At 73.4% G+C, this 23,381-nt stretch carries 19 protein-coding genes and 2 tRNA genes; 6 read left to right on the forward strand and 15 right to left on the reverse strand.

The window, feature by feature from the left end:
* The first annotated feature begins 165 nt into the window (after positions 1-165).
* On the forward strand, positions 166-1,104 hold the full coding sequence (locus BMX74_RS27945; protein WP_256257298.1) for a hypothetical protein: 939 nt from the start codon (positions 166-168) through the stop codon (positions 1,102-1,104).
* A 10-nt stretch (positions 1,105-1,114) separates the two neighbouring features.
* Here the strand turns inward: BMX74_RS27945 and BMX74_RS27950 are convergent, their stop codons facing one another.
* Positions 1,115-2,707 (reverse strand): hypothetical protein, encoded by a 1,593-nt coding sequence (locus tag BMX74_RS27950; protein WP_091103678.1) that lies wholly within the window; start codon positions 2,705-2,707, stop codon positions 1,115-1,117.
* A 139-nt stretch (positions 2,708-2,846) separates the two neighbouring features.
* On the opposite strand from BMX74_RS27950, the gene BMX74_RS43310 reads away from it, so the two are divergent.
* Complete coding sequence (locus tag BMX74_RS43310) at positions 2,847-3,071, forward strand: SRPBCC domain-containing protein (RefSeq protein ID WP_256257308.1); 225 nt, start codon at positions 2,847-2,849, stop codon at positions 3,069-3,071.
* Positions 3,072-3,264: 193 nt separating this feature from the next.
* Here the strand turns inward: BMX74_RS43310 and BMX74_RS27955 are convergent.
* Both BMX74_RS27955 and BMX74_RS27960 read right to left on the reverse strand, forming a co-directional pair.
* Positions 3,265-3,337 (reverse strand) — tRNA-Thr (locus tag BMX74_RS27955).
* A gap of 39 nt (positions 3,338-3,376) precedes the next feature.
* On the reverse strand, positions 3,377-3,607 hold the full coding sequence (locus BMX74_RS27960; RefSeq protein WP_055504832.1) for a hypothetical protein: 231 nt from the start codon (positions 3,605-3,607) through the stop codon (positions 3,377-3,379).
* Positions 3,608-3,738: 131 nt separating this feature from the next.
* On the opposite strand from BMX74_RS27960, the gene BMX74_RS27965 reads away from it, so the two are divergent.
* A complete protein-coding gene (locus BMX74_RS27965) occupies positions 3,739-4,374 on the forward strand; it encodes a hemerythrin domain-containing protein (protein WP_091103680.1) in 636 nt (211 codons plus the stop codon).
* On the opposite strand, the gene BMX74_RS27970 is transcribed toward BMX74_RS27965, so the two are convergent.
* The 3 genes from BMX74_RS27970 to BMX74_RS27980 all read right to left on the reverse strand — a co-directional run bounded on the left by BMX74_RS27970 (position 4,355) and on the right by BMX74_RS27980 (position 9,425).
* Complete coding sequence (locus BMX74_RS27970) at positions 4,355-7,810, reverse strand: ATP-binding protein (protein WP_091103682.1); 3,456 nt, start codon at positions 7,808-7,810, stop codon at positions 4,355-4,357. The two genes, BMX74_RS27965 and BMX74_RS27970, sit on opposite strands and share 20 nt — an antisense overlap.
* Before the next feature lie 12 nt (positions 7,811-7,822).
* The gene (locus BMX74_RS27975; protein WP_091103683.1) at positions 7,823-8,347 is read right to left on the reverse strand and encodes a C40 family peptidase; all 525 of its coding nucleotides are present in this window, start codon (positions 8,345-8,347) and stop codon (positions 7,823-7,825) included.
* A 61-nt stretch (positions 8,348-8,408) separates the two neighbouring features.
* Complete coding sequence (locus tag BMX74_RS27980) at positions 8,409-9,425, reverse strand: GH25 family lysozyme (protein WP_218154082.1); 1,017 nt, start codon at positions 9,423-9,425, stop codon at positions 8,409-8,411.
* A gap of 357 nt (positions 9,426-9,782) precedes the next feature.
* Between BMX74_RS27980 and BMX74_RS27985 the strand changes: the two genes are divergently transcribed.
* Positions 9,783-10,724 (forward strand): ATP-binding cassette domain-containing protein, encoded by a 942-nt coding sequence (locus BMX74_RS27985; RefSeq protein ID WP_091103686.1) that lies wholly within the window; start codon positions 9,783-9,785, stop codon positions 10,722-10,724.
* Positions 10,705-11,454, forward strand: a complete 750-nt coding sequence (locus BMX74_RS27990) for an ABC transporter permease (protein ID WP_091103688.1) — start codon at positions 10,705-10,707, stop codon at positions 11,452-11,454. Before BMX74_RS27985 ends, BMX74_RS27990 begins: the two co-directional genes overlap by 20 nt.
* Positions 11,455-11,469: 15 nt before the next feature.
* Here BMX74_RS27990 and BMX74_RS27995 read toward each other — a convergent pair whose 3' ends face one another.
* From BMX74_RS27995 to BMX74_RS28030, 7 genes are all read right to left on the reverse strand, one after another.
* Positions 11,470-12,117 (reverse strand): flavin reductase family protein, encoded by a 648-nt coding sequence (locus BMX74_RS27995; protein WP_055504825.1) that lies wholly within the window; start codon positions 12,115-12,117, stop codon positions 11,470-11,472.
* A gap of 52 nt (positions 12,118-12,169) precedes the next feature.
* Entirely contained in the window at positions 12,170-12,949 is a 780-nt protein-coding gene (locus BMX74_RS45880) for a S26 family signal peptidase (RefSeq protein WP_256257299.1), read from the reverse strand.
* Entirely contained in the window at positions 12,946-13,137 is a 192-nt protein-coding gene (locus BMX74_RS28010; RefSeq protein ID WP_091103692.1) for a BTAD domain-containing putative transcriptional regulator, read from the reverse strand. Before BMX74_RS28010 ends, BMX74_RS45880 begins: the two co-directional genes overlap by 4 nt.
* A gap of 102 nt (positions 13,138-13,239) precedes the next feature.
* Positions 13,240-16,587, reverse strand: coding sequence for a beta-N-acetylglucosaminidase domain-containing protein (locus BMX74_RS28015; protein ID WP_091103694.1), 3,348 nt, complete (start codon positions 16,585-16,587; stop codon positions 13,240-13,242).
* Positions 16,588-16,746: 159 nt separating this feature from the next.
* Positions 16,747-17,610 (reverse strand): alpha/beta fold hydrolase, encoded by an 864-nt coding sequence (locus tag BMX74_RS28020; protein ID WP_091103695.1) that lies wholly within the window; start codon positions 17,608-17,610, stop codon positions 16,747-16,749.
* Positions 17,603-18,532, reverse strand: a complete 930-nt coding sequence (locus tag BMX74_RS44380; protein WP_256257309.1) for an MFS transporter — start codon at positions 18,530-18,532, stop codon at positions 17,603-17,605. Before BMX74_RS44380 ends, BMX74_RS28020 begins: the two co-directional genes overlap by 8 nt.
* Positions 18,533-18,653: 121 nt before the next feature.
* The gene (locus tag BMX74_RS28030; protein ID WP_091103699.1) at positions 18,654-20,468 is read right to left on the reverse strand and encodes a penicillin acylase family protein; all 1,815 of its coding nucleotides are present in this window, start codon (positions 20,466-20,468) and stop codon (positions 18,654-18,656) included.
* 84 nt (positions 20,469-20,552) lie between these two features.
* On the opposite strand from BMX74_RS28030, the gene BMX74_RS28035 reads away from it, so the two are divergent.
* Positions 20,553-22,136, forward strand: a complete 1,584-nt coding sequence (locus BMX74_RS28035; RefSeq protein ID WP_091103700.1) for a PucR family transcriptional regulator — start codon at positions 20,553-20,555, stop codon at positions 22,134-22,136.
* Positions 22,137-22,205: 69 nt separating this feature from the next.
* Here BMX74_RS28035 and BMX74_RS28040 read toward each other — a convergent pair.
* Both BMX74_RS28040 and BMX74_RS28045 read right to left on the reverse strand, forming a co-directional pair.
* Positions 22,206-22,279: transfer RNA gene (locus tag BMX74_RS28040), tRNA-Pro, on the reverse strand.
* A gap of 111 nt (positions 22,280-22,390) precedes the next feature.
* On the reverse strand, positions 22,391-23,287 hold the full coding sequence (locus tag BMX74_RS28045; RefSeq protein WP_055504818.1) for a M23 family metallopeptidase: 897 nt from the start codon (positions 23,285-23,287) through the stop codon (positions 22,391-22,393).
* Positions 23,288-23,381: the final 94 nt, after the last annotated feature.

Genomic DNA, 23,381 nt, shown 5'->3' on the forward strand with positions numbered 1-23,381 from the left:
AACCTCCTGGTAGGACGCCCGAAACCGGCCTGCCGGTTATGGGGCGGGAGGAAACCCGCGGGCGACATCACCTCCACGGAAAAGCGGGGTCGGAAACCTTGTCAGGCGCGGCGGGCGGGCGGACAGTCGAGGCGCCGGAAGGCGTCCACCCCCCAAGGAGAAGCCATGAGCAGACCCGACCCCAGGGACCGCATCCGCAGCGACCCCTCCGGAACCGGCCCCCGGCGCGGCCCGCGCGGGAGCCGCGCGCCGCGCCGGGTGCTGTCCGCCGTCGTGGCCGTGCTGGCGATGGCGTTCCTCGCCCCGCCGGCCGCGTCCGCCCTCGCGCTCCCCACCCCGAAGGCGTTCACCTCGTACGTCGACCTGGAGTGCTTCGCCACCGACGCGTACGCGCCGCCCGCCGTCGGGCTCACGCTCAGGCACCTGAACCCGGTGCTCGGCGACCTGCCGGCGCACGCGGTGACCCTGGGCGCCCGCGAGCAGCTGTGCGTCCCCGTGGCCAAGAACCAGGTCATCCCGCCCGACGGGGTCGCCGAGTTCGTCAAGTACGTGGACCTGTCCTGCTACCGGGTCACCGGAGCCCCCGTGAACAAGCCGCTGGTCCTCAGCCACCTGAACCCGGTGCTCCAGGACCTGCCGCGCGAGTCCGTCACGCTGGGCGCGCCGCAGCAGCTCTGCGTCCCCGTCGCCAAGAACGGCCTGGTGCCGCCCGACGAGGTGCTGGCGCTCGTCTCGCACATCGACCTCGAGTGCTACGCCGTCACCCCGAACACCCTCATGAACAGGAAGCTGGCGCTCACCCAGCTCAACCCGGTGCTGACCGGCAAGATCCCGACGGCGTCGGTGCAGGTGACCAACGCCCGCAGGCTCTGCGTGCCGGTGCACAAGGCCGGCGACACCATCCCCTCCGAGGTGGCGCAGCTCGTGCGCTGGCTCGACCTGGACATGTTCGACGTGGTCGCCCCCGCGATCACGCCCGTGCCGCTGACGCTGAAGCACCTCAACCCGGTGCTGTCCGGCCTGCCCGCCGAGAAGGCCACACTCACCGCGGCCCGGCAGCTCGGCGTGCCCGTGGCCAAGAACGGCCAGTTCCCGCCCGGCTGACCGCCCCTGATCAGCCGCCTGACCGCCCGGCCCCCGCCCTGGGGGCCGGCGCCGTCAGGCGGCCGAGCGGCCGGGCGTCCGCCGGGCGGGAAGCCGTTGGAGTCGTCCTCGCCGGGGCCGCCGGGGGCAGGTAGGCGAACCACCGTCCCTCCAGCGGCCGCCGCTCCCACGACAGCAGGAACGGCGCGGGGACCGCGCCGCCCCGGTCCACGGCGACCACGCGCTTGCCCGCGGCCCGGGCGGCGAGCAGCGCGCCCGGCACCTCGCTCTGCGACGGCCAGCTCAGCACCGTGTGCCCCTCGCAGCCCGCCCGGTAGGCGATCATCACCGCCCGCTCGCCGTACACCAGGCAGGGGCCGCGCACCCCGAGGCCCGCCAGCGCCCGCGCGACCTCCGCGTCGGCGTCCCGTTCCGCCAGGCGGGGAGCGACCACCTTGTCCAGGGTGACGCCCTGCAGGGCGAGGTGCGCGAGCAGGCACCCGACGGCGACGGCGACGCCCGCCACGCGCGCCGCCCCCACCCGGCGGGTCCCGCCCCGCGCCTTCGCGAGCAGCCCGGCCGCTGCGTGCGCGACGGGCAGGGCCAGCAGCGCGTACGCGGGAAGCAGGAACCTGGGCGCCGCGTACCCGACCAGGAAGACGTACGGCGCGGCCATCGACAGCCCCGCCACGGCCGGCACCAGGCCCTCCGCCGGCCGCCCCCGGCGCCGGGCGGCGTGCAGGCCGAGCAGGACGAGCACCGGGATCGCGCTCCACCACGCCACCCACGGCGGCAGGGCGGAACCGCAGTCGGCGGGCGGGCGGCACAGGAGCGGGCCGTTCAGCGCCCTGGCGTGCTCGTACAGCGAGAAGTGCAGCCCGGTCTCGTTGGCCGCCTCGGCGTCCCGCCAGCGGGCGGCCAGGCCCCCGAACCGTACGTACGCCTCGACGACCCACTCGGCCCACCCGGCGGCGAGACCGGCGGCCAGCGCGACGGCCGGCCGCAGTGCCGCCCGCAGTGCCGCCCGCCGCAGTGCCGCCCAGCCGAGCGCGGGCGTGAGGCCGAGCACGAGCCACAGGCTGTCCGGGGGCCGCAGCAGCGCCACCGCGGCCACGCACAGCGCCAGCCCGACCAGCGGGCCGCGTCCGGGCACGACGGCGCCGCCCGGCCGCAGGCAGCGCAGAAGGAACCCGGCGGCGGCCACCGCGCCGAACGCCACCCACAGGTTCGGCATGGCCTCGCCGCCGTAGAACAGCGACAGCCACAGCGACGCGAACAGCAGCGCCGCCACGGGCGCCACCGGCCCGGGACGCACCCGCAGCCAGACCAGGAACGCCCCGTACAGCGCCAGGGCCGACGCCAGGCTCAGATAGACGCGCAGCGCCTCCGTCGAGGCCGTCAGCAGCACCACGGGCGCGACCAGCAGGGTGATGCCCCTGGCGCGCGGCGCGATGAAGTCGGTCGCGGGCACCCGCGGATCGACCTGGCTGACGTAGACCACCTCGTCCCAGCCGAGCCCCATCCCGGGGCCGACCGCGACCAACTGGACGACCGCGTAGCAGGCCGCCACCAGCGCCAGCAGCGCCCGCCACGGGTCGGCCCGCACCCACCCGACAATCGCCATGGCCAACTTCATAGCGCCGCCCGCGCCGACGTCGCGGACACGCCGACGAGACTTGCACCAACCGATGCGCCCCCATGACGCACCACCGGCGTAGCCGCGACGGTCGCAGCGACCGGCCGTGCGACGCCGCCCGCGTGCAGTGCTCGCCGCGGGCTGGAGAGGTACGAGCAGGCGCCGGCGGACCTGGCCGGGCGGCGTGTTCGCCGTGGACATCGACGGGAACCTGATCCGGGGCGAGTTCGTCGAGGTCGACCGGCCCCGCACGGTCGTCGTCACCTGGGGCCTGGAGGGCGACGACGTCCTCCCCGCCGGATCGACCAAGGTGGCGTTCCGCCTGACGCCGACGGCCACCGCCGCCGCCTGATCGACCAGATCGGCCGGGACGGTCAGTGGCACCGCTCCGGTGCGGCCGGCGGGCCGCCGATTCCAAGAGGGCGCCCGCCGCAGGGCCGCGGCGCCCGGCCACCGTGCGAGATCATCGCATGCTCACCGCACCCAACGGCGAACGCCCGGCTCCAAGAGATCTTGGACCGGGCGTCGTGGCTGTTCAGAGTGAGAGCCCCCAAACGGAATCGAACCGTTGACCTTCTCCTTACCATGGAGACGCTCTGCCGACTGAGCTATAGGGGCCTGCCGCTCGCTGCGGACAGGTGTAACCATACACGGCACTCAGCCATGATGCGAACTCGTTCCGGCCGCCGCCGCGCCCGCCGTGGCGCGGCCTGCGGGGAACTCGACGACCTCGCAGAGATCGGCCAGGTCGACGAGGGCCGCGACCTGCGCGACCGACGTGCAGTCGGCCACGACCTCACCGAACCTGCGGACGCGGAGCACCTGACGCCCCGCCCGGACGAGGCCCAGGACCTCGTATCCCTCGACGCCCACCCAACGCCTTTCCATAGCGGCACACCTTAGCCTCCCGGTCTCTCAATTTCCGGGGGTCACACAGGTCACGCGCCGCCAAGTCGCCGCCAAGAGGCGTCCAAGCGGCGCGGCGGACCCTGGTGGCGTACCGGAACGAAGGAGGAGTCATGGCGCCGAACCTGCTCGGATTTCGCATCGCGCACCGCATGATGCGCGGCGACAGCCGCCGGCTGGCGGCGGTGACGGGCGCGCTCGCCAGGGGCGGGCAGCGGGCCGACGCGGCGCGGCTGCGGGCGATCGGCGAGTTCGCCACCAAGCACTGCGCGGGCATCCACCACCATCATCAGGCTGAGGACGACGTCCTGTGGCCGGTGATCGTGCGTTCGGCGGGCGCGGAGGTGGACCTCAGCGACCTGACGGACGACCACAAGGCGCTCGACCCGCTGCTGGAGGAGATCACCGCGGCGGCGGCCGAGCTGCCCGGCTCGCCCTCGGCGGTCAGGCGGATGGCGGCGTCGCTCGCCACGCTCGCCGACCTGCTCGACGAGCACATCGAGGAGGAGGAGCGGCTGCTCTTCCCAGTGATCGAGAAGTACGTCCCGGAGGAGGAGTGGGAGCGGGTCGAGACCGAGGTGCGCAAGGGCGGCCAGGCGAGCTTCGACCTGCCGAGGATCGGCCAGTACGCGCTGCCCGAGGAGCTGGCGGCGCTGCGCAGGATGGCCGGCCCTGTGCTGACGGTGATGCTGGCGCTCATGGGCCCGGGGCACCGCCGCCGCCAGAAGCTCATCTTCGGCGACCTGTAGACGCCCCGGACCGCCCGGCGGCCGCGAGCCTGGCGCGGGCGGTCCGCGCCCAGTGCGGCGAGCCGACCAGCTCGGCCACCCGCACCGCCTGCGCGTAGTGCGCGGAAGGGTCGCGGCCGAGCAACCGCGCGAGGTCGCCCAGCACCAGCGCGACCGGCCCGAGCGTGACCGATCCGCAGTGCATGCCGCCCATCTCGCCGTCCCAGGGCAGGAGGTTCTCGTACGTGCGCCCGGCCACGGCGCGGTCGCCCAGGAGCACCGCGGTCCCGCCGCGCATCGTCTGCCAGAGCAGCCAGTAGTAGTCGAGTGGCAGGACGGCGTCTGGACGCCAGACGCGCCTGGCCCCCTCCAGGTCGCCGGTGGCGGCGAGCGCCGCCGCGTACAGCTCGGAGGTGCCGTTGTTGCCGAGCCGCCCATGGACCCCGGCCAGCTCGGCGAGCGAGCGGTGGGCGTCGCCGCGGGCCAGGCGCACCGTGAACCTGGCCAGCGCCGCCATCCCCTGCGCGTTGACGCCGCCGTGCTCGCCCATCTCGTCCAGCAGCCTCGTGTACGTGTCCTCGGCGCCGTCGAAGTCGCCCTCGACGAGCCGGCGCAGCGCGCCGAACAGCGTCAGCACCACCAGCGCCTGCCCGAGCTGCCCACTGGTGGACATCTCGACGCCGAGGTCGGCGTGGCGCTGGGCGGCGGCCAGGTCGCCTCGGCCGAGCGCGGCCATGAGGCGGCACAGGTGGCCCAGCGTGAGGTAGCCGACCAGCCGGTGCGCCGTGCCGAGCTCCAGGAGCTCCGCGCCGATGGCGTCCAGCTCGTCCCTGCGGTGCGGCGCGAGCACCGTGAAGTAGCGGGCGTTGAGCGCCAGGCAGAGCAGGTCGGGACGGCCGAGGCGGCGCGCGACGGCCACGGCCTCGGTGCCCGCGGCGGCGACCCGCTCGTCGTCGTGGCCCTCCAGCGCGAACACGAGCGCGGCCAGCAGGCGGCAGCGGGTGGCGTCGTCGTGGCCGGCGGCGAGCTCCGCCTCCACGGCCGCCACGAACGGCGCGTCGTAGCGCGTGTCGGGCTGGATCGTCCAGGTGACGGGGGCGTCGTACGAGGTGAGCGCCCTGGCGGTGCGTGAGGTGCGCAACCCGGTCCGCGCGGCCTCCTCCCTGGCGGTGCGTGAGGTGCGCAACCCGGTCCGCACGGCCTCCTCCCTGACGGCGAGCGCGCCCGCGACGTCGCCCGCGTGGCCGAGCGCGGACACCAGGCCGCACAGCAGGTCGAGCCGGGTCTCGTCGTCGGCGGCGTGCTCCAGGGCGGCCCGCAGGAGCGCGGCCGCCTCCCTGTGGGCGTGCAGCCCGGTGGCCTGCGCCGCGGCGGCGCTCGCGTACCTGACGGCGCTCGGCGCGGCGGCCTCCAGCGCGTGGCGGGCCAGCGCGGCCACGTCGCCGGGACGCAGCCGCTCCAGCGCGGCGAGGACGCGGCCGTGCAGGCGGGTGCGGCGGATGCGCGGGGTCTCCTCGTAGAGCGCCTGCCTGACGAGGACGTGCGTGAAGCGCACGCGGCCGGGTCCCGGCTCGGTGAGCAGCCCGGTCACGACGCCCGCCTCCAGGCCGTCGAGCACGGTGTCCTCGTCGCCGTCGTGCAGGGCGACGAGGACGTCCACGCGGGCGTCCCTGCCGACGACGGCGGCGTTGCGCAGCACGGTCTGGGCGGTGGCGGGCAGCCTGGTGATCCTGCGGCGGATGGTGTCGCGCACACCGGGCGGCAGCGTGCCCGCCGCTGCCGGGCCCTCGGAGGCGAGGAGCCTCGCGATCTCGCTGACGAACAGCGGGTTGCCCAGGGTGCGATCGAGGACGGTGCGGACGGTGGCGTCGTCCACGTCGTGCCCGGCGTGGCGGCGCAGCAGCGCGGCGACGGCCTCCTCGTCGAGGCCGCCCAGCTCCAGGTGGCGGCTTGAGCCGGCGAGGGCGGCGACGGTGGCGCGCAGCTCCTCGGTGGCCTCGGCGGGGCGGTGGGTGGCGACCACGAGGAGCCGTTCGGCGCGCGGCAGGTGCCGCAGCAGGTGCAGGGTCTCGCCGTCGGCGCGGTGCACGTCCTCCAGGACGACGAGCAGCGGCCCGCCCGCAGCGCCGGTTCCGCCGCCGGGACCGCCGCCGGGTCCGGCGACGTAGCCGGTGAGGTAGTCGGCGAGGGCCCTCGCGAGCTGGAACTGGCTGGGGATCGGCGTGCCGTCGCGCAGCAGGGGCGCCAACCGGCCCAGGCCGGCGGGCGGCTCGGCGGCGGACGGCTCGGTCACGGAGCACTGGGCCCCGGGCGGCTCGGTCACGGGCGGCTCGGTCCCGGACGGCTCGGTGGTGGTCAGGTGGCGGAGGATCTCGCTCCAGGCCCAGGCGGGCGGCGCGTCGCCGTCGATCTCCGGGCAGCGTCCGAACGCGACGCGCCAGCCGCGCGCGGCCAGGTCGGCGGCGAACGCCTCCGCGAGGGCGCTCTTGCCGGCGCCCGGCTCGCCGCCCAGCCACACGGTGGTGCCGGCGGCGCGTTCCGCCTCCTCCAGCAGCAGCGCCAGCTCCCGGGCGCGTCCGAGGATCCGGGGTTCGCGCGGGGGTGCGGTCCGTACGGGGGCGGGCTCGGCGACCTCGGGCGCCTGCGGCGGCGCGGCGGCGTCGGGCGCCTGCGGGGGCTCGGTGACCTCGGGCGCCTGCAGGGAGGCGGACTGGCGCAGGATGTCCTGTTCGAGGGCGCGCAGCGCGGGCCCTGGATCGACGCCCAGCTCGCGGGCGAGGTTCTCGCGGGCCTTGCGCAGCACGCCGAGCGCCGCCGCCTGGCTGCCCGTACGGTAGAGGGCGAGGGCCAGCAGACGGACGGCGTTCTCGCGCAGCGGGTGGGCGTTGGCGTGGCGGCGCAGCTCGGGTACGGCCTCGGCGTGGCGTCCCAGCAGGAGCGCGGCCTCGGCCCGGTACTCGACGGCGATGAGCTGGAGTTCGGCCAGCCTGGCGGCCTCGTCGGCGGCCCAGGGGCCGGAGAACCCGGCGTAGGCGGGCCCGCTCCACAGGCCGAGCGCCTCGTTGAGCAGGGCGTGCGCGGCGGCGCCTTCGCGGCGCTTGAGCGCGGCGCCCGCCGTGTCGATCAGGCGGGGCAGCCGCCAGGCGTCCACGGCGTCGTCGGGCAGGCGCAGGCGGTAGCCGGGCGGGGCGCTGACGAGCACGGTGGCGGGCGCGCGGGGCGGGCGGCCGGGTTCGAGGGCGCGGCGCAGGTTGGAGACGTACACCTGGAGCGCGGCCAGGGCCTTGGGCGGCGGCTGCCCCTGCCAGAGGTCCTCGATGAACCGGTCGGTGGACACGACCTGGCCGCCGGCGGCGACCAGCCGGGCGAGGACGGACCGCTGCCGGGCCGACCCGAGGTCCACGGGCGTGCCGTCCATCACCGCGTGGAGCGGTCCAAGGATGTGGATGCCGAGCATGGACCCTCCTTTTCAGTATCGGTAGAAGCCGGCGAAGTCGGTTTTTCGCCGGATATCGTCAATGCGCACCAGGGCGCCGGTCTCGGGCGCGTTCATCATCCTGCCGCCGCCGAGATAGATGCCTACATGGTGAGTTTTGATAGCTTCTTTTGTGATTTTTCCGAAGAAAACCAGGTCGCCGGGGAGCGCCCGGTCCACCCTGCGCAGCCGCCGTACGTGGTCGTCGGTGTTGCCTGGCCCCAGGACGTCGCGGCCGTGCGCGAGGGCGTAGACCCAGCGCGTGAGGCCCGAGCAGTCGAGGCCCCGGGTGTCGGCGGCCGGGCAGGGCGTGATGCGGCCCCGGTAGCCGGCGCAGGTGCCCTTGGACGGTCCGGGGTCCTCGGCGTGGCCGCCGCCCCACGAGTAGACGACGCCGAGCCGCTCGATCTCGTACGAGATGCGGACGATCCGCGGCTGCAGATACGTGATGGGCGCGGACGCCGCGGCGGCCAGCAGGACCAGCACCGCCACCCCGACCGGCCACCGCTTCACCCTCATGGCCCCGGTTGCTCCCTCGTTCACGGGAATGCCGGAACTGATCCTGCCTTACTGCGCTTTATCACGCTTTAAGAGTCAGTTTCACCGAGCCAACCGTGAAACGCATGCCCACGGCGCCCTTGCCCTTCGGCTTCGTGGTGAACGTGAACGTGACCTTCCTGCCGCGCGGCAGCTCGCCGATCCTGCACCGGACGGCCGTGCCGCTGAACGTGCAGCCCGGAGCCCTGACCACCCGCTGGCCGCCGAACGCCCGGCCCGAGACCGTGACGTCCGTGACCGGGTGCGGCCCGGTGTTGGAGACCGTGACGCGGTAGGTCGTCCTGCTCCTGGCCGCGCCCGCGACCGTGACCTCGGCCGGAGGGTTGGCCAGCTCCTTGAGCTGCGACTCGGAGCCGTTGAAGCTGTTCCCGCCGCCCACCAGGGGGCCCTTCTCCGCCGACTGCCAGAACGTGTGGGACGTCCAGCTCTTGGGGAGCTCGCCCGGTTCGCTCCCCCAGCGGGCCAGCCACAGCGGGTGCGCGGAGAAGGCGTCGGAGTCGCCCGTGCAGGTGCGCCACCAGCTCGTGGTCGTGTAGATGATCGCGTTCCTGCCGGTGCCCTGGCGGTACTTCTTCGTGAAGCCCTTGATCCAGGCGACCGTGTCCTCCGGGGACAGGTCGTAGCAGGTGTTCTTGCCGTTCTTGTCCTTGTACGGGTTGTCCTCCAGGTCGAGGACGCCCGGCAGGGTCTGCCCGTCGCGCAGCCAGGCGCCGCCGTTGCGCAGGAAGTGCTCCGCCTGCGCCGCGCCGTCGGACTCGTGCGGCTGGGCGAGGTGGTAGGCGCCGCGCAGCAGGCCCGCCCCCACGGCCCCGTCGAACTGGGAGGAGAAGCGCGGATTGACGTAGTCGGTGCCCTCGGTGGCGTGGACGAACGCGAACTTCCCACCCCCGGAGGCCACGGCCGCCCAGTCTATGTCGCCCGTCCAGTTGCTGACGTCCACGCCGGCGAGACCGGTGTCCGCGCCGGCCGCGCCGGCCCCCGCGTACGCCGCCCCGGACAGCCCGGCGAGCAGCACCGCGATCATCCCCAGTCGTTTCACGCCGGAGATCCTCGCGGATATTCCCGCAATTCCGCAAGCCGCGGAATTACCGCTATTCATCGGCGCCGGGACCGATTTCTCTTCGCTCACGCACCCTCACGGAGAGTTCTGCGGGAACGGCCCGTCACCGGCCGCGCCGAAATTCCCCCGCCGGCGGGCCGAAGGAGCATTTCAGAGCCCGGAAAACGATTCCGCGCAGCCACGCTCCCCACGTGATGTCCTCGCAGGTCAGAGCGTTTTGTGAAACGTGCGTTCGCGTTTGCCAAGCGGGCTTTCCCCTGCTCAGACTGGACCCGATCCTCATCCCGAACCGCCCCCGACCAGGGGCCATGTCGCCATGCCCAAGAGGAGTTCCACATGATCAGCACGCGGGGCCTGACCCGGGTGTTCACCGTCAAGAAGGAGACCGTCGAGGCCGTACGCGGCATCGACCTCGACGTCGAGGCCGGACAGCTCGTGGCCTTCCTCGGCCCGAACGGCGCGGGCAAGTCCACGACCCTGCGCATGCTCACGACCCTGCTCCCGCCCACCTCGGGCACCGCGACCGTCGCCGGCCACGACGTGGCGCGCGACCCCGGCGGCGTGCGCGCCCGCATCGGCTACGTCGGGCAGAAGAACAGCGCCGGCGAGAACCACCGCGTCCGCGACGAGCTCGTCACCCAGGGCCGCTGCTACGGCCTGTCGCACCGGGAGGCGGCCGGCCGCGCCGACGAGCTGCTCGACCTGCTCGACCTCGCCCCGCTCGCCACCCGCACCCCGGCGACGCTGTCCGGCGGCCAGCGCCGCCGCCTCGACATCGCGCTCGGCCTCGTCCACCGGCCCGCCCTGCTCTTCCTGGACGAGCCCTCCACCGGGCTCGACCCGAAGAGCCGCGCCGAGATCTGGGGCCACATCCTCGCCCTCAGGCAGGTGTACGGCACGACGCTCTTCCTCACCACCCACTACCTGGAGGAGGCCGACACCATGGCCGAACGGGTGGTGATCATCGACGGCGGCCGGATCATCGCCGACGGCACCGCCGGGGAGCTCAAGAACGACCTCGCCGGCGACCACATCACCATCACCACCGCCACCGAGCAGGACGCGCGGGCCGCCGTCCGCGTCGGCGGCGGCGCCGCCGAGGGCGTGACGGTCCGCCTGCGGGTGGCCAACGCCGCCGCCGCGCTCCCCGAGTACCTGCGGACGCTGGAGTCCGCCGGCGTCAAGGCCCTCACGGCCGAGACGTCCCGCCCCACCCTCGACGACGTGTTCCTCACCCTCACCGGGAGAAGCCTCACCGATGACGACCTTCCTGCGTGACACCGTCACCGTCTTCTCGCGCGAGCTCGCGCCCGTGCTGCGGCAGCCCGTCGGCCTGCTGATCGAGATGGGCCAGCCGCTGCTGTTCCTGTTCCTGTTCGGGGTGCTGCTCGACGGCGCCGTCGGCTCGTCGTGGCAGTGGTTCGTGCCCGGCATCCTGGTCATGATGTGCCTGACCGGCCCCATGAGCGCGGGCTACACGCTGCTGGTGGAGCTGATCGGCGGCTCGATGGAACGGCTGCTCGTCACCCCGCTGAACCGGACCGCGATGCTCGTCGGCAGGACCATGAAGGCCCTCGTGACGTTCCTCGTCCAGGCCGTGCTGATCATCGTGCTGGCGCTGCCGCTCGGCTTCGAGCTGCACGCCGCTGGCGTGCTCGCGGGGCTGGCCCAGCTCATGGCGCTCGGCGTCGGGCTCGGCGCGCTGTCGTTCGCGCTGGCGGTCAAGTCGGCGCCGGACGGCACGCTGTTCTACATCGTCAGCCAGTCCGTCCTGTTCCCCCTGCTGCTCCTGTCGGGCGTGCTGCTCCCCCTCGACTCGGCCCCCGGCTGGCTGGACGTCCTCGGCCACGTCAACCCCGTCACCTATGTCGTCGAGGCCCAGCGGGCCCTGTTCTCCGGCGACCTCACCGCCCCGTCCGTGCTGTACGGCACCGTCGCCGCCTGCCTGGTGGCCGCCGCCGGCCTGTACACCGGCAACGCCGCCATGCGCAGGGGAGTCACCGCCTGACCGCCGCCGCGCCCGCTAGAGCGTGCGGGCGTGCTCCAGGTCGGGGCCGCGGTAGAACCGCTCCGGGATCGTGGCCAGCGTGGACGGGTGCACCTGCGGGCCGAGCCCGTACAGCTTCTGGAAGCTCATGATCAGGGGACGCCAGGCGTCGGGGTCGATGTGGTCGTCCGTGCCGGGCGTGCGGACGGCCTCGTGCGCCCAGACGCGCTGCACCCGCACCTCGAACGCCTGCGTCCCGCCGTCGCCGATGGGGTGCACGGCCTCCACCACGGCCTCCATGGCCACCGGGCACTCCGCCGCGCGCGGCGGCTTCACCGTCTCGGACGGCGTCGGGGTGAGCCCCGCCCGTCCGAACTTGTCCTGGACGTACCGGTAGCCCCGCTCGTGCTTGCGCTCCGGCACCGGGTTCGACCCGGTGGTGAGCGCCAGGCGGTCCACGGCGGGGGCGAGCGCGTCCGACGGCAGGTTGAGCACGCACTCGCGGGTCCTGATCAGGTTCTGCGCCGTCTTCGACCGCGCGCCGAGCCCCAGCATCGCGCGCCAGCCCAGCCAGAACGCCGACGACATGGGCGCGAGGTTGGGCGTGCCGTCCTCGTTGAGCGTGGAGAGGAGGACGACGGGAGTGCCGAAGTAGAGGATGTTCGGTTGGATCCGGGTGTGCATGCCCCAACTGTGCCGCCTGCCCGCCCCCGGCCACCGGCGCCCATCGGACCTGTCATTCCACCAGGCCGGCCCGCCGGCGCCCACGCCGGAGACCCTGGACGTTCATGGCGACGATGCCGGTCCACCCCACCACCATCGCCAGCCGTCCCACCCACCAGGCCGACCCGAGCTCCCAGCCGAACAGCAGCTCGAACCCGCCCCACGGCGTCCCGGACAATAGCCCCAGCGTGTGCGTCAGGATGACGTACGCCCCGAAGACGATGAAGACCATGTTGAACCAGCGCGGTAAACGGGTGGTTCCCACCGTTCGCCCCCTCATGCCGTGACTATGACACAGCGCGCGCTTCGCACACAGCCCCCTGAGGTCAGCGGTTCTGGCCGACCGGGCGTAGCACCACGCCCAGCAGGCGGTCCGCGCGGAGGTAGCCGGACTGGCGGGAGTCGAACGGAGGTAGCCGGACTGGCGGGAGTCGAACGAGCGGGCTGGGTTGTCGCCCAGGACGACGAGGTGGCCGGGCGGCACGCTCATGCCGGGCGCGCCGCGCAGCGCGGGCACGGTGTCGCGCGGGATCGGGTCGCCCGGCGCGGCGGCGACCCGCTTGACGATCCACCGGGGCCCGCCGGGGTCTCGTCCGCGCCCATCCCGGTGAGCACGACGACCTGCCCGGCGCGCAGCGCGCCCGGCTCCGCCCGCCTGACGAGCAGGCGCTCGCCCGGCCGGTACGTCGGCAGCATGCTCTCCCCCCTGCACGGTCACCACCACGTACCGGCGGCGCAGCAGCAGGGAGACCACGAGCACGCCGGCGAGCAGGACGGCGAGCGCGGCGGTCATCCCGGCACCCCCGTGGCGGGCACGTCTGCGCGGCCGGCCTCCTGGCCCGGTCGGGCGGCAGCGCGGCCAGGCTCGCCGCCCAGCTCCTCGGCGAGCGTCCTGCGCACCCGGGCGAAGCGCGCCAGCGCCTCGGCGGTGCGTCCCCACGCGTCCTCCCTGTGCGGGCCGGCGCGCGCCTCCGCCGTCATCGGCTCACAGCTGCTCGCCGAGGCGACGTAGTCGCCTTACGGGAAGACCTCCGTGCGGAGGAGCTGAGGCCCCCGCCCCGGAGGTCTTACCGGGATCGAGGTTCACGCCTTGGCGACCGTGTGGACCTCCACCTCCCACAGCGAGTAGCCCCACGTCAGCGCTCGTTCGACGCCCTGCACCCGCAGGTGACGGGTGGAGTTGGCCTGGTCGATCCACACCTCGTCCACGCCGCCGTCGCCGTCGGCCACCACCGCCAGCGGAGCCCAGGTGCGGCCGTCGGCCGACGACTCCAGCCGGTAGGCCTTGCCGTACGCGGCCTCCCAGCGCAGCACCACCTTGCCCACGTCCACCGCGGAGCCGAGGTCCACCGTCAGCCACTCGGCGTCGGCGTAGCCTGACGACCACCGGGTGGCCAGGTCGCCGTCCACCGCGTTGCCCGCCGCGAACGCGGTGCCGCCCTCGACGCTGGAGGCCGTGACCGGCCGCCCCTTCGCGAGGTTGGCCTCGGCCACCGCCCGGTGGGCCTTGACCGCGACCGCGGCCGTCACGCCGGCGAAGGAGATCTCCAGCGTGCCGGAACCTGTAGGCGTGAAGGCGACGGGCACGTTGAGCTCGCCGCCGCGCGGCAGCGTCGCCTCGCGGTCGGCCGGGAGCTTCCACCCGGCCGGGCCCTTGACCGACAGCGTGCCGGTGACGGCGGCGGCCCGCGTGCTCGTGGCGCTGAGCGTGAGCGTCGCCTCCTCCCCGGCCGCGGTGTCCAGCGCGGCGGGATCGACCGAGAGCACCGCCGCCGGCACGTCGCCGTACCTGGGCACGATCTCGGTGATCTTCGGCGCGGCGCTCCCGGCCGTCCAGGCCAGCCTGATCGCGTCGGCGGTCACGTCGGCGACGTCGAGTTCCGTGTACGGCCCGGTCAGTCCGCCCACCGGCTGCCACTGGCCTGCGGTCCTGACCTGGACCTCGGCCTCGCCGGTTCCGACGACGATCACCCGGTCGATCAGGCGCTGCCTGGAGAGCGTCACCTGCAGGGCGTCGCCGGCGGCCGGAGCGCCGGAGGCGGTCCAGGCGGTGCCGAGGTCGCCGTCGGCCGCCGCCCGCGGGTTCGCGCCCGCCGGGCCGCCGCTGACGGTGAGCCGGGTGACGTCGTCACCGACGGCGGTCACCTGGAACTCCCGCACCACGAGCCAGTAGTCGTTGCCGCCGGTCGCGCGGTATCGGACGTAGCGGGCGCGCGTCCCGTCCGGGGCCGTGGCCTTGACCTCGGCGGTGGTGCCCGTGGCGAGCCTCGTCCAGGCGACGCCGTCGGCCGAGTACTCCAGGACTCCGGCGTGGATGAAGTCGTCGGGGCTGCTCGGCTTGCCCATGAGCACGGCCACGTCGCCGATGGGCGTCGTCGCACCGAGGTCGACGGTCACCGCGTCACCGGCCCCTGGGGCGGCGTTGCTCCAGTAGAAGGTGCCGGGGTCGCCGTCCACCATGCGGTCGGGGGTGTTGTCGGCGTAGGTCCCCAGCGTGCTGGAGGCGGCCGCCCGGCCGGCGACCACGCCGATCCAGCGGTCCAGCTCGCCGAGGGCCTGGGTGACGAAGCGGTCGAGGACGCCGTCGCCGACGCGGGGGAACGTCGTGGAGTGCGGGGCCCGCGCGTCGCGGATGGCCTTGGCCGCCGTGACGAGGTCGAGCGCGTCCCGCCGCGCCCCGACCGCGGCGGCGCCGTCGCCCGACCTGACCGCGTCCAGCACGTCGAGGGCCTTGAGCACGGCCTTGGCCCACAGGCCGGTGGCGTCCAGCCAGGACCGGGCCTCGTCCAGGAACGCCTGGTCCTTCACCCCGGCGGCGATGACGGCGGGGGCGGCGAGCAGGCGTTCGGCACGGGCGCGCAGCGTCGTGGGCTTCCCGGCACGCCAGGCGGGCCAGAACTCCTCGACCTCGGCGGCCAGCACCGGGGCCTGCTCGTGGTGGACGGTGCCGTCGTAGCTGCTCAGGTCGGCCACGTCGCGCAGCGCGGAGACGACCTCCTCCGAGCCGGAGGCCACCTCGTCCAGGGCGCGGAGCCAGGACGCCTCGGCGTCGTAGACCCGGTCGTTCCACCCGAAGTCGGCGAAGGAGTACAGCGCGATCTCGCTGACCGCGGCCTGGTTCATGGGGTTGGAGACGATCCCCGCCAGGTGCTCGGACAGTCCGGGCTCGCGCCCCGCGTAGTCGGCCAGGTGCAGGCGGCCCGGGTTGTAGTCGTTGACCGGGTAGTTGTCCCAGACGAGGATCTCGTGGCCGAAGACCTGCCTGGCCCTGGCCGCCTGAGCCTTGGTGATCGTCGCGGGGACGACGCCCATGCCGGTCCAGTGCACGACGACCTTCTGGTCGAGGACCTCGCGCAGCGCCTTCTTGTACGGCGACTCCGAGGCGTCGTAGTACTCGGTGGGCACCATCTGCAGCGGCGCCACGTCGCCCTTGGCCGTGGCCCACGCCTGGGCGGCGTTGATCACCTCGCTCTGGGCCCGCCCGGCTCCGGCCCCGCCCGGGCTGCCGTACCTGGCCCGGTCGCCCTCGCAGTTCCAGCGGCCGGCGTCGATGTCGTCCATCGGGATGGTGAACGAGCGCCCGCCGAGCGCGTACACGGCCTCGAACTTGGCCAGCAGCGCCTGCACGTCCTGCGGGCTGGTGTAGCAGATCGACAGGCCAGGCGACAGGGCGAAGGTGAAGTCGACGTGGTTCTCGCGAGCGCGGGCGATCAGCTCTCCGAGCTGCGCGAGCTTGTCCGGCGGATACGGTTCGCGCCACCTGTCCCGGTGGTAGGGGTCGTCCTTGGGCGCGTACTCGTAGGTGTTCATCTTGTGTCCGCCGAGGTAGTTCAGGTGGTCCAGGCGGTCCTGGTGCGACCAGGGGGTGCCGTAGAAGCCCTCGATGGAGCCGCGGTAGCGCATGGCGGGCCAGTCGCGCACCTCCACGCCCGGCATCCGGTCGGCGCCCTGGCGGTGCTCGACGAGCTGCCGCAGGGAGAGGGCGGCGTAGTAGGTGCCGTCGGCGTCGGCGCCGTCGAGCACGATGACCTTGTGCCCGCCGCTGTGCCCGGCCGCGAGGACGTATCCCTCGGGCGGCAGGCCGTCGGCGTTCTTCACGCCGAGGCCGTCGAGGGCGGCGTCACCGTCGCCCAGGTAGATCGTGACGGGAGTGCGCGGGTCGTCGCCGTCGGTGGCGACGACCCGAGTCACGCCCGCGTCGGCGAGCGTCCGCCGGACGTGGGCCTCGGCGTACCGGTCGCCGTCGCCGGTACGGACCAACCCGACGACAGGCGGGACGGGGAACCCGTCGGATCGGGCTTTCGCCTGCTGAGCGGCGGGGGTCACGGCGATGGGCGCGGTCTGGGCTTCGGCGGGCTCGGCGGCGGCGACGGGAGCGGTGAGCAGGAGGGAGGCGGCGAGGACCAGGGCTGAGGGACGGCTGGGGGGCACACGATCTCCTTTGAGTGCGCAAAACCGCCCGAATGCACATGAATGCACACCGGATTGCCCACATGAGATCACCGTCTCCGCAACCGGTCAATACCAGTTCCCCGGCCGGCTTCGACTGGTCCGTACCAGTGCCCGACACCGCCGGCACCGGCCCGGCCATCAGCCGGCAGGCCGGGTGACGAGCCGGAGGATCTCGGCGATGACCAGGTCGGGCTCGTCCTGGGGGACCATGTGCCCGGACCTCTCGGCCAGGACGTGACGGCCGTGGGGCTGCGCCTCGACGAGCCGCCGGTGGCTGGCGATGAGCTCAGGGCGGAGCCGCTTCTCCACCTTGCTGGGGGTGAGCGCGCCGCTGATGGCCGTGATGGGCACCGGCGGCAGCGCGCCTGTCGAGGATCGCAGGCGGGCGAAGCCCTCGGCGAGAGCGGCGTACTCGGCCCGGGCGGCGCGGAACTCGGACGGGCGGGTCATCTCGGCCAGCGCCTCGGCACGCATGTCCGGCGGGAACAGCGCGAGGACGCGGCGGACCTCTCCCGGGACGACCTTGACGCCGAACGTGGCGAGTCCGGCCATGACGGACTGGGCGCCCATCGCCACGGCCCGCATCCCCCGCTTGTAGTAGATGTCCAGATCCTCGGCGGCCTGATCGATCAGTACGAGCCCGGCGACGCGTTCCGGGTGCGCGGACGCGTAGGAACGGATGATCGGCCCGCCCAGGCTGTGCCCCGCCAGGATGTACCGGTCCTCACCCAGGCGGTCGAGAAGGTGTCCCAGGTCCTCCACGATGCGGTCCAGGTCGCGGCGGTGCGGATCACGATCGCTGCGGCCGAGTCCGGCCCGGTCGTAGGCGACCACCCGGGTGTGCTCGGCGATCGCGGGCATGACCAGCCCCCATTCGACGCGGGACGCCCCAAGCCCCGACTCGAGGACGACGACGGGCCGCCCCTCCCCCTGGCTGACGTGGTGCAGTCGTCGCCCGTCCGGCAGACGCGCGTATCCAGAATCGCCGAAGACGCTAGACATCGAGGATCTCCTCCCGGGCGGGAATCAGGTCGGTTCGGATGGTGCGGGCGGTCGAAGCGATGATGAGCCCGGCGGCCACACCGGGAAGGGCGATGACGGCGACCGCTCCCGCCGTGCCGTACGCCTTCTCCACGGTGCTGAGGAGCCCCGCTCCCGCCAGCCCGCCGACCGCCAGGCCGATGCCGAACAGGCTGGCCGTGTAGCTCCGCCCACCCGGCTCGGCCACCGCGATCATGATCAGCGTGATCATCGGCACGATCAAGGGGGTCAGCGTCAGGCCGACGAGGAACGCGGCCAGCGACAGCGACAGGGTCGGCGCCACCGCTCCCGCGGCGAAGGCCACGGCCGAGCAGGTCACGACCCAGGCGGTGGCGGTCGGCACCTTCCCCGGATCGGACTGGAAGATCGAGTCCAGCCGTCGCCCGAGCGTGGTCAGCACGACGATGGCCACGGCCGAACAGCACGCCGAGAACAGGCCGCGCACGTCGGCGTCCAGGCCCCAGCGCCCCTTGAGGTGCACCGACAGGAACGTCGCGGCCGGGACGAAGAGCATGCCGTACGCGACGAAGGCGGCGAAGACGCGGCGCAACGTCCTCGAACGCGACAGTCCTCGACCCGTCGCCACGTCGTCGTAGCGACCGATCCCGGGGTCGCGCAGCCGCGACGCCGAAAGGCAGCCGAGCAGGGACAGGACGCCGAGCACGGCATAGACCGCCCGCCAGTCCAGATCGAGCCACCCGGCCAGCGCCGACACCGTGAGCGGACTCAAGATCGCGCCGGCGGGCATCGCGGTGCCGTACAGGGCGAGGACCCGGCCGCGCGCGGCGGGCGGATAGATGTCGGCGAGCAGCGGCGAGTGCAGCGCGATCTGGCTGCCGTTGGCCAGGCCGCTGACCAGGAGCAACGCGCCCAGCGTCCAGATGTCGTGGACGCCGTGGAGACGCCGAGCGACCTGGTGATGTCCGGCGCGAGCACGCTGAGGGCCTGGTTCACGAACGCGTCGGTGATCGCCAGCATGCCGATCGCGATGACGGGATAGAGCCTCATGAGGGATCGAAGGTGGTCGGCTTGACCTCGCCGCGGCTGTACAGCTCGGCCTGACCTGGCATCGACACGCTCCACGACCGCATGCCGTGCTCGCCCAGCGCGACGATCCGCAGGCAGGGGCCTCCGGCGACCGCCATGCCCTGCGCGTAGTACGTCGCCCGCAGGGGCACGTCGAGATCCAGCGCGCCGGCGCGGCCGGGCACACCGGGGAGGAGCTGATGCTCCTCCCCGTAGGTCCCACGGGGCACGGCCTGCGCGGCCCGTTCCACGGCGTCCAAGAGATCGTCCGAGGAGATCTGCGCGCGCCAGGAGAGCCAGGCCATCGCGTCGGCCGACTCGGGGGAGGCATGGCCGTCGAAGGCGAGCAGCCGATGCAGGAGCCGCCGGTGCCCGTCGGGCCAGCCGTGGATCCGGCCCGGCTCCCCGGACGCGGCGTTCAGGAGCTTCGCCTGCCACAGAGCGGTGTCCGGCCAGAGGTCCTCCACCGCCCAGGCGGTCACCTCCGCGACATCGACGGAGAAGGCCCGGGACAGCAGCTCGACGCCGCGCCTTCCCCGGCTGGTGGTACGGCCGGGCTCGTCATGGAACACGTCCGGATGCCACCGGTCGGCCGCCAGCGCCGGATCAGGGGTGACGGTGTCGGGGGCGGTGTTGCAGTTCTGGAGATACCCGGACGCGGGATTGGAGATCTGCACCAGGTCGGCGGCCGGGCGGATGCCGAGCCAGGCGGTGGCGGAGGTGTTCCCGTCGAGCACTCCCCCGTCGCGTGCCGGCCTCCCCGGGACCCGCCCGGCGCGCAGGTAGAAGCAGTCGCCGGAGGAGTCGCCGGCCAGCACGTTCTGCGGTGGGAACGCGCAGGCGTCGAAGGCCGCGCGCAGCTCGGCGACGTCACGGGCGCGCAGCATGGCCATGAACTGCCGCTCGGTCTCCCCCGCCAGCCCCATGTACGGCGTGCACACCACGTAGATCGCGTCGTCGTCCCTCGCCAGCACGGGGGCGATCACGCCGTTGTGGATGACGTACTCGTGGCCGTCATGCCCAAGGACCTTCCTGATCTCGCCGTCGTACAGGTAGACGTCTCCGTCCACGGCGATCCGGTAGGCGTCGGACACACGCGGCCCCCCGGTGGTCAGACCCCAGGCGCAGGTGCGGTTGTGGGCCAGCGGGGGCAGCATGGCGCCGAGGAAGCCGAATCCTGAGTAGTGCAGGTCCCCTGCCCTGACGACGGCCTCGTACATGGCGAAGGTCCCGCCGAACGGGAGGTGCGGGTCGCTGACCAGGATCGTCTCGCCGGTCGCGGTGCGCCACGGCTGGATCACCCAGGCGTTCGAGCCTGGAGGGACGAGGCCGCCTTCCAGCTCGGAGGTGACACCGGCCGGGGTGACACCGGACGCGCGCAGCGCCTCGACCGCGTCGGTGATGATCCAGTACAGCGTGACCGTGCGGTTGACGCCGATCGGCAGGGCGGGCTCCAGGGGCGGCGCCCACGCGGGGACGTCCTCGGGATGCTCGTCCATCCACGCGCCGATCCCGGCGACGAACGCCTCGTAGCAGGCGCGCAGGTCCTCCGGGAGGGAGTCGAAGCCGCGGCGGGCTTCCTCCAGCACCTGCCAGCGTCGCTGGTTGGCGTCCCGCGCCGCGTCGCCGAACTCGCCGCGCACCAGCAGGTACTGCCTGAGCAGGCCGTGCAGGTCGTCCTGCGCCTGCGCGTGTCCGAGCCCGAAATAGGCGGCGGGTTCGGAGGTCCCTTCGACCAGCGGCACGCCGTACGCGTCGCGGTGGAGCCGGACCGAGCCCCAGCAATTCCTCATGCGCCAACCCTGGGCGAAGAGGGGACGCGATTCCTTGGCCGATCGGACGAAGAATCATCGGCGCCCTTGGCCGATACTGCACGGATGAACCAGGTCGAGTACCTAGAGCCGTCGCTCGCGCAGGTGATCGAGCGGATCGGAACCGACTATGTGACGGTCGTCGCCGCACCGAACGGAGTGGACGTCCCGATCTCGGGGCCCGCGATCCACGATCCGCTGAGCGCCGCGCCGCCCAAGCCGGGCGCCATGGTGCTGCTCGTCGGCCTGGCCCCCGAGACGCCCGGCGCGGCTCGGACGATCCGCCGGCTGACCGGCGCGGCGGCGGCCGTCATGAGATCCGACGCGGCGGATGCCGCGCCGCTGGCGGAGGCGGCGGCCGAGGCGGGTGTGGCCCTGATCGCGCTGCGGGTCGCGATGTCCTGGAGCCACCTGCACACGCTGCTGGAGGACGCGGTCCTGCTGGGCGACAGCCTGGTCGCGGCGCCGAGCCGCGACCTCGGCAGCGTCCCGGCCGGCGACCTGAACGCGCTGGTGAACGCCATCGCCGAGACGCTCGACCGGCCGGCGGCGATCGTGGACACGCAGTGGCGGCTGCTCGCCTACTCCGCCGTACCCGGCCAGGCCAACGACGATCTGCAGCGGGACGTCATCCTGAGCAGGACCGTGCCCGCGAGGAACGCGCCCCAGGAGACCCGGCGGCTGCTGCTGACCAGCCACCGCGCGCTGCGCTTCCGCACCGGCCCGCCGTACGACGATGACGAGCACCGGATCTGGCGGATCGGCGCGGGCATCCGCGGCGGACCCGAGCCCCTCGGCATGCTGTGGGTCCTGGAAGGGGATGAGCAGCTCTCCGCGGACAAGCTGGTGCTCGTGGAGGAGTTCGCCCGGCTGGCGGCCGCGCATCTGCTGCGGGTTCGGAGGGCTCGCACCCTCGATCGCGAGCGCCGCGGCGAGCTGGTCGGACAGGCGCTGGACGGCAGGGATCCGCGTACGGCCTGCCATCGCCTCGGTCTCGATCCTGGCGCGGGGATCGCGGTCCTGGCCGTGGCCGAGCTGGTCGCCGGGGACGTCCCGCTCGGCGAGCACCTCCTCGACGCCGTCGCCACCTACCTCGACGCCTACCGGCGGTCGAGCGCGTGCGTGCTGCGCGGTGACACCGTCTACTGCCTGATGCCGGCCCAGGACCTCGCGGCGCTACGGGAGGTCGCATCCGACCTCACCCGGCGGCTCGGCCTGCGGCGCCGCCTGGCGGCGGGCGTCGGCGGCCGGGTGGGCGCGGACGATCTACCGCGTTCCCGCCGTCAGGCCGATCTGGCCCTGGCCGTGCTCAGGGCTTCGGGTGCGACCGTCGCCACGATCGACGAGGTCCGCGCGGCGGCGACGCTCGTCGAGCTGCGCTCGCTGCTCGACGATCATCCCGATCTGCTCCTGCACGAGGCGGATCCGGCGCTGCGGGACGCCGAGGAGTCCGTGCTGGCGTGGATCGAATGTCACGGAGACGTCCGCGCCGCCGCCCGGAGGGTCGGCGTGCACCCCAACACGCTCCGCTACCGGATCCGCAGGCTCGCCGGCAACGGGCTCGACCTCACCGACCCCGGCACCCGCCTCGTGACCTGGCTGCGGCTCCGCCTCAGGGACGGGGAACCCGGCTCATCGGCTCAGGCGTGACGAGCGGCAGGAAACAGGAGAGCCGTGATCAGTTTTGACGTGATCACGGCTCCGACCGCTGCCGCGCGGTCGGGACGACAGGATTTGAACCTGCGACCCCTTGACCCCCAGTCAAGTGCGCTACCAAGCTGCGCTACGTCCCGGTCCTGCCGCGCGACGACGCGCGGCGAAGATCGGCACAACCTTAGCGCACCCGGCCGCCCCGTCCCCACCCGCGGGCGTGGAGCGCGCTCGCGGGCAGGGACGGTTCCGGGTCAGCCGCAGTGTTCGAAGGGGCTGGTGTACGAGCTGGTGCCGACCGAGCCGCCCCAGCGGACGCACTTGCCGGGCGCGGAGCGCTTGACCGGCCCGGCGTAGTAGCCGTAGCTGCCGGAGTCGGTCGTCCTGCTCTCGCCCTGCGGTTCGAGGAAGGCCGACACGGACGTCGCGGTGCCGAGGTTCGTGGTCTTCAGCGTCACCACGCAGTTGTAGCCGTTGCCCGCGTTGTAGAGCAGGTACGTCTGGCCGCCGGTGAGGGCGGCGGAGTCGATGACGTCGTAGCCGCTGCCGCAGACCTCCTCCGGCGTGTACGGGTTGCCGCTGCAGGCGTTCGTGCTGGTGACGGCCTTCTTCTCGCCGAGGGACACGGTCACGCCGTCCACGGTCGGGCTGGTGTCCACCGCGCCGCCCGAGGTGCGCTGCTCGTAGTGCAGGTGGGGGGCGGTGGAGCCGCCGGTCGAGCCGACGGTGCCGATCGTGGTGCCCTGGCCGACGCTCAGCGAGCCGCCGGCCGCCCTGACCATGGTGGCGAGGTGGGCGTAGCGGGTGCTGGTGCCGTCGCTGTGACGGACCTCCACCCACTTGCCGTAGCTCGTGCTTCCCGCGTCGTGGAAGTACGCGGTGCCGGAGGCGGTGGCGCGGACGGTCTCGCCGTCGATGGCGTCGCTCCCGTAGTTCTGCCAGTCGATCGCGCCGGACGGGCTGTGCCCGGGGTACCAGTTGTTGGCGTAGAAGGTCTTGCCGCAGTTGAACGGGCTCTTGTGCGTCACGGCCAGCTGGGCGGCCTGCGCGGAGGCGGGTTGGGTGACGAGCGCCGCCGCGAGGGCGACGAACAGGGCGGGGATGGCGCGTGCGAGGGTCTTCGGCCAGCTCGGCCTGCCGGTTGCGGGCATGTTCACCTCTCTGAACGGGTGGGGGGTGAAAGAGGGGTACGGTTGGGCGCCCGGTTTCTTCGCATGCCGAAGAGCCCTGTGGGGACGGGACTAC

It is taken from the genome of Nonomuraea pusilla, from assembly GCF_900109355.1.
Classification (GTDB): domain Bacteria; phylum Actinomycetota; class Actinomycetes; order Streptosporangiales; family Streptosporangiaceae; genus Nonomuraea; species Nonomuraea pusilla.

What these genes read in the sequence shown, in the direction of transcription:
- BMX74_RS27990 (WP_091103688.1), top strand. Translation starts at nt 10,705, where the DNA reads ATGACGACCTTCCTGCGTGACACCGTCACCGTCTTCTCGCGCGAGCTC.
- BMX74_RS27970 (WP_091103682.1), bottom strand. Translation starts at nt 7,810, where the DNA reads ATGCTCGGCATCCACATCCTTGGACCGCTCCACGCGGTGATGGACGGC.
- BMX74_RS28020 (WP_091103695.1), bottom strand. Translation starts at nt 17,610, where the DNA reads ATGTCTAGCGTCTTCGGCGATTCTGGATACGCGCGTCTGCCGGACGGG.
- BMX74_RS28010 (WP_091103692.1), bottom strand. Translation starts at nt 13,137, where the DNA reads ATGACGGCGGAGGCGCGCGCCGGCCCGCACAGGGAGGACGCGTGGGGA.
- BMX74_RS45880 (WP_256257299.1), bottom strand. Translation starts at nt 12,949, where the DNA reads ATGACCGCCGCGCTCGCCGTCCTGCTCGCCGGCGTGCTCGTGGTCTCC.
- BMX74_RS27995 (WP_055504825.1), bottom strand. Translation starts at nt 12,117, where the DNA reads ATGCACACCCGGATCCAACCGAACATCCTCTACTTCGGCACTCCCGTC.
- BMX74_RS27985 (WP_091103686.1), top strand. Translation starts at nt 9,783, where the DNA reads ATGATCAGCACGCGGGGCCTGACCCGGGTGTTCACCGTCAAGAAGGAG.
- BMX74_RS27950 (WP_091103678.1), bottom strand. Translation starts at nt 2,707, where the DNA reads ATGGCGATTGTCGGGTGGGTGCGGGCCGACCCGTGGCGGGCGCTGCTG.
- BMX74_RS28035 (WP_091103700.1), top strand. Translation starts at nt 20,553, where the DNA reads ATGAACCAGGTCGAGTACCTAGAGCCGTCGCTCGCGCAGGTGATCGAG.
- BMX74_RS27960 (WP_055504832.1), bottom strand. Translation starts at nt 3,607, where the DNA reads ATGGAAAGGCGTTGGGTGGGCGTCGAGGGATACGAGGTCCTGGGCCTC.
- BMX74_RS27965 (WP_091103680.1), top strand. Translation starts at nt 3,739, where the DNA reads ATGGCGCCGAACCTGCTCGGATTTCGCATCGCGCACCGCATGATGCGC.
- BMX74_RS28045 (WP_055504818.1), bottom strand. Translation starts at nt 23,287, where the DNA reads ATGCCCGCAACCGGCAGGCCGAGCTGGCCGAAGACCCTCGCACGCGCC.
- BMX74_RS28030 (WP_091103699.1), bottom strand. Translation starts at nt 20,468, where the DNA reads ATGAGGAATTGCTGGGGCTCGGTCCGGCTCCACCGCGACGCGTACGGC.
- BMX74_RS27975 (WP_091103683.1), bottom strand. Translation starts at nt 8,347, where the DNA reads ATGAGGGTGAAGCGGTGGCCGGTCGGGGTGGCGGTGCTGGTCCTGCTG.
- BMX74_RS27945 (WP_256257298.1), top strand. Translation starts at nt 166, where the DNA reads ATGAGCAGACCCGACCCCAGGGACCGCATCCGCAGCGACCCCTCCGGA.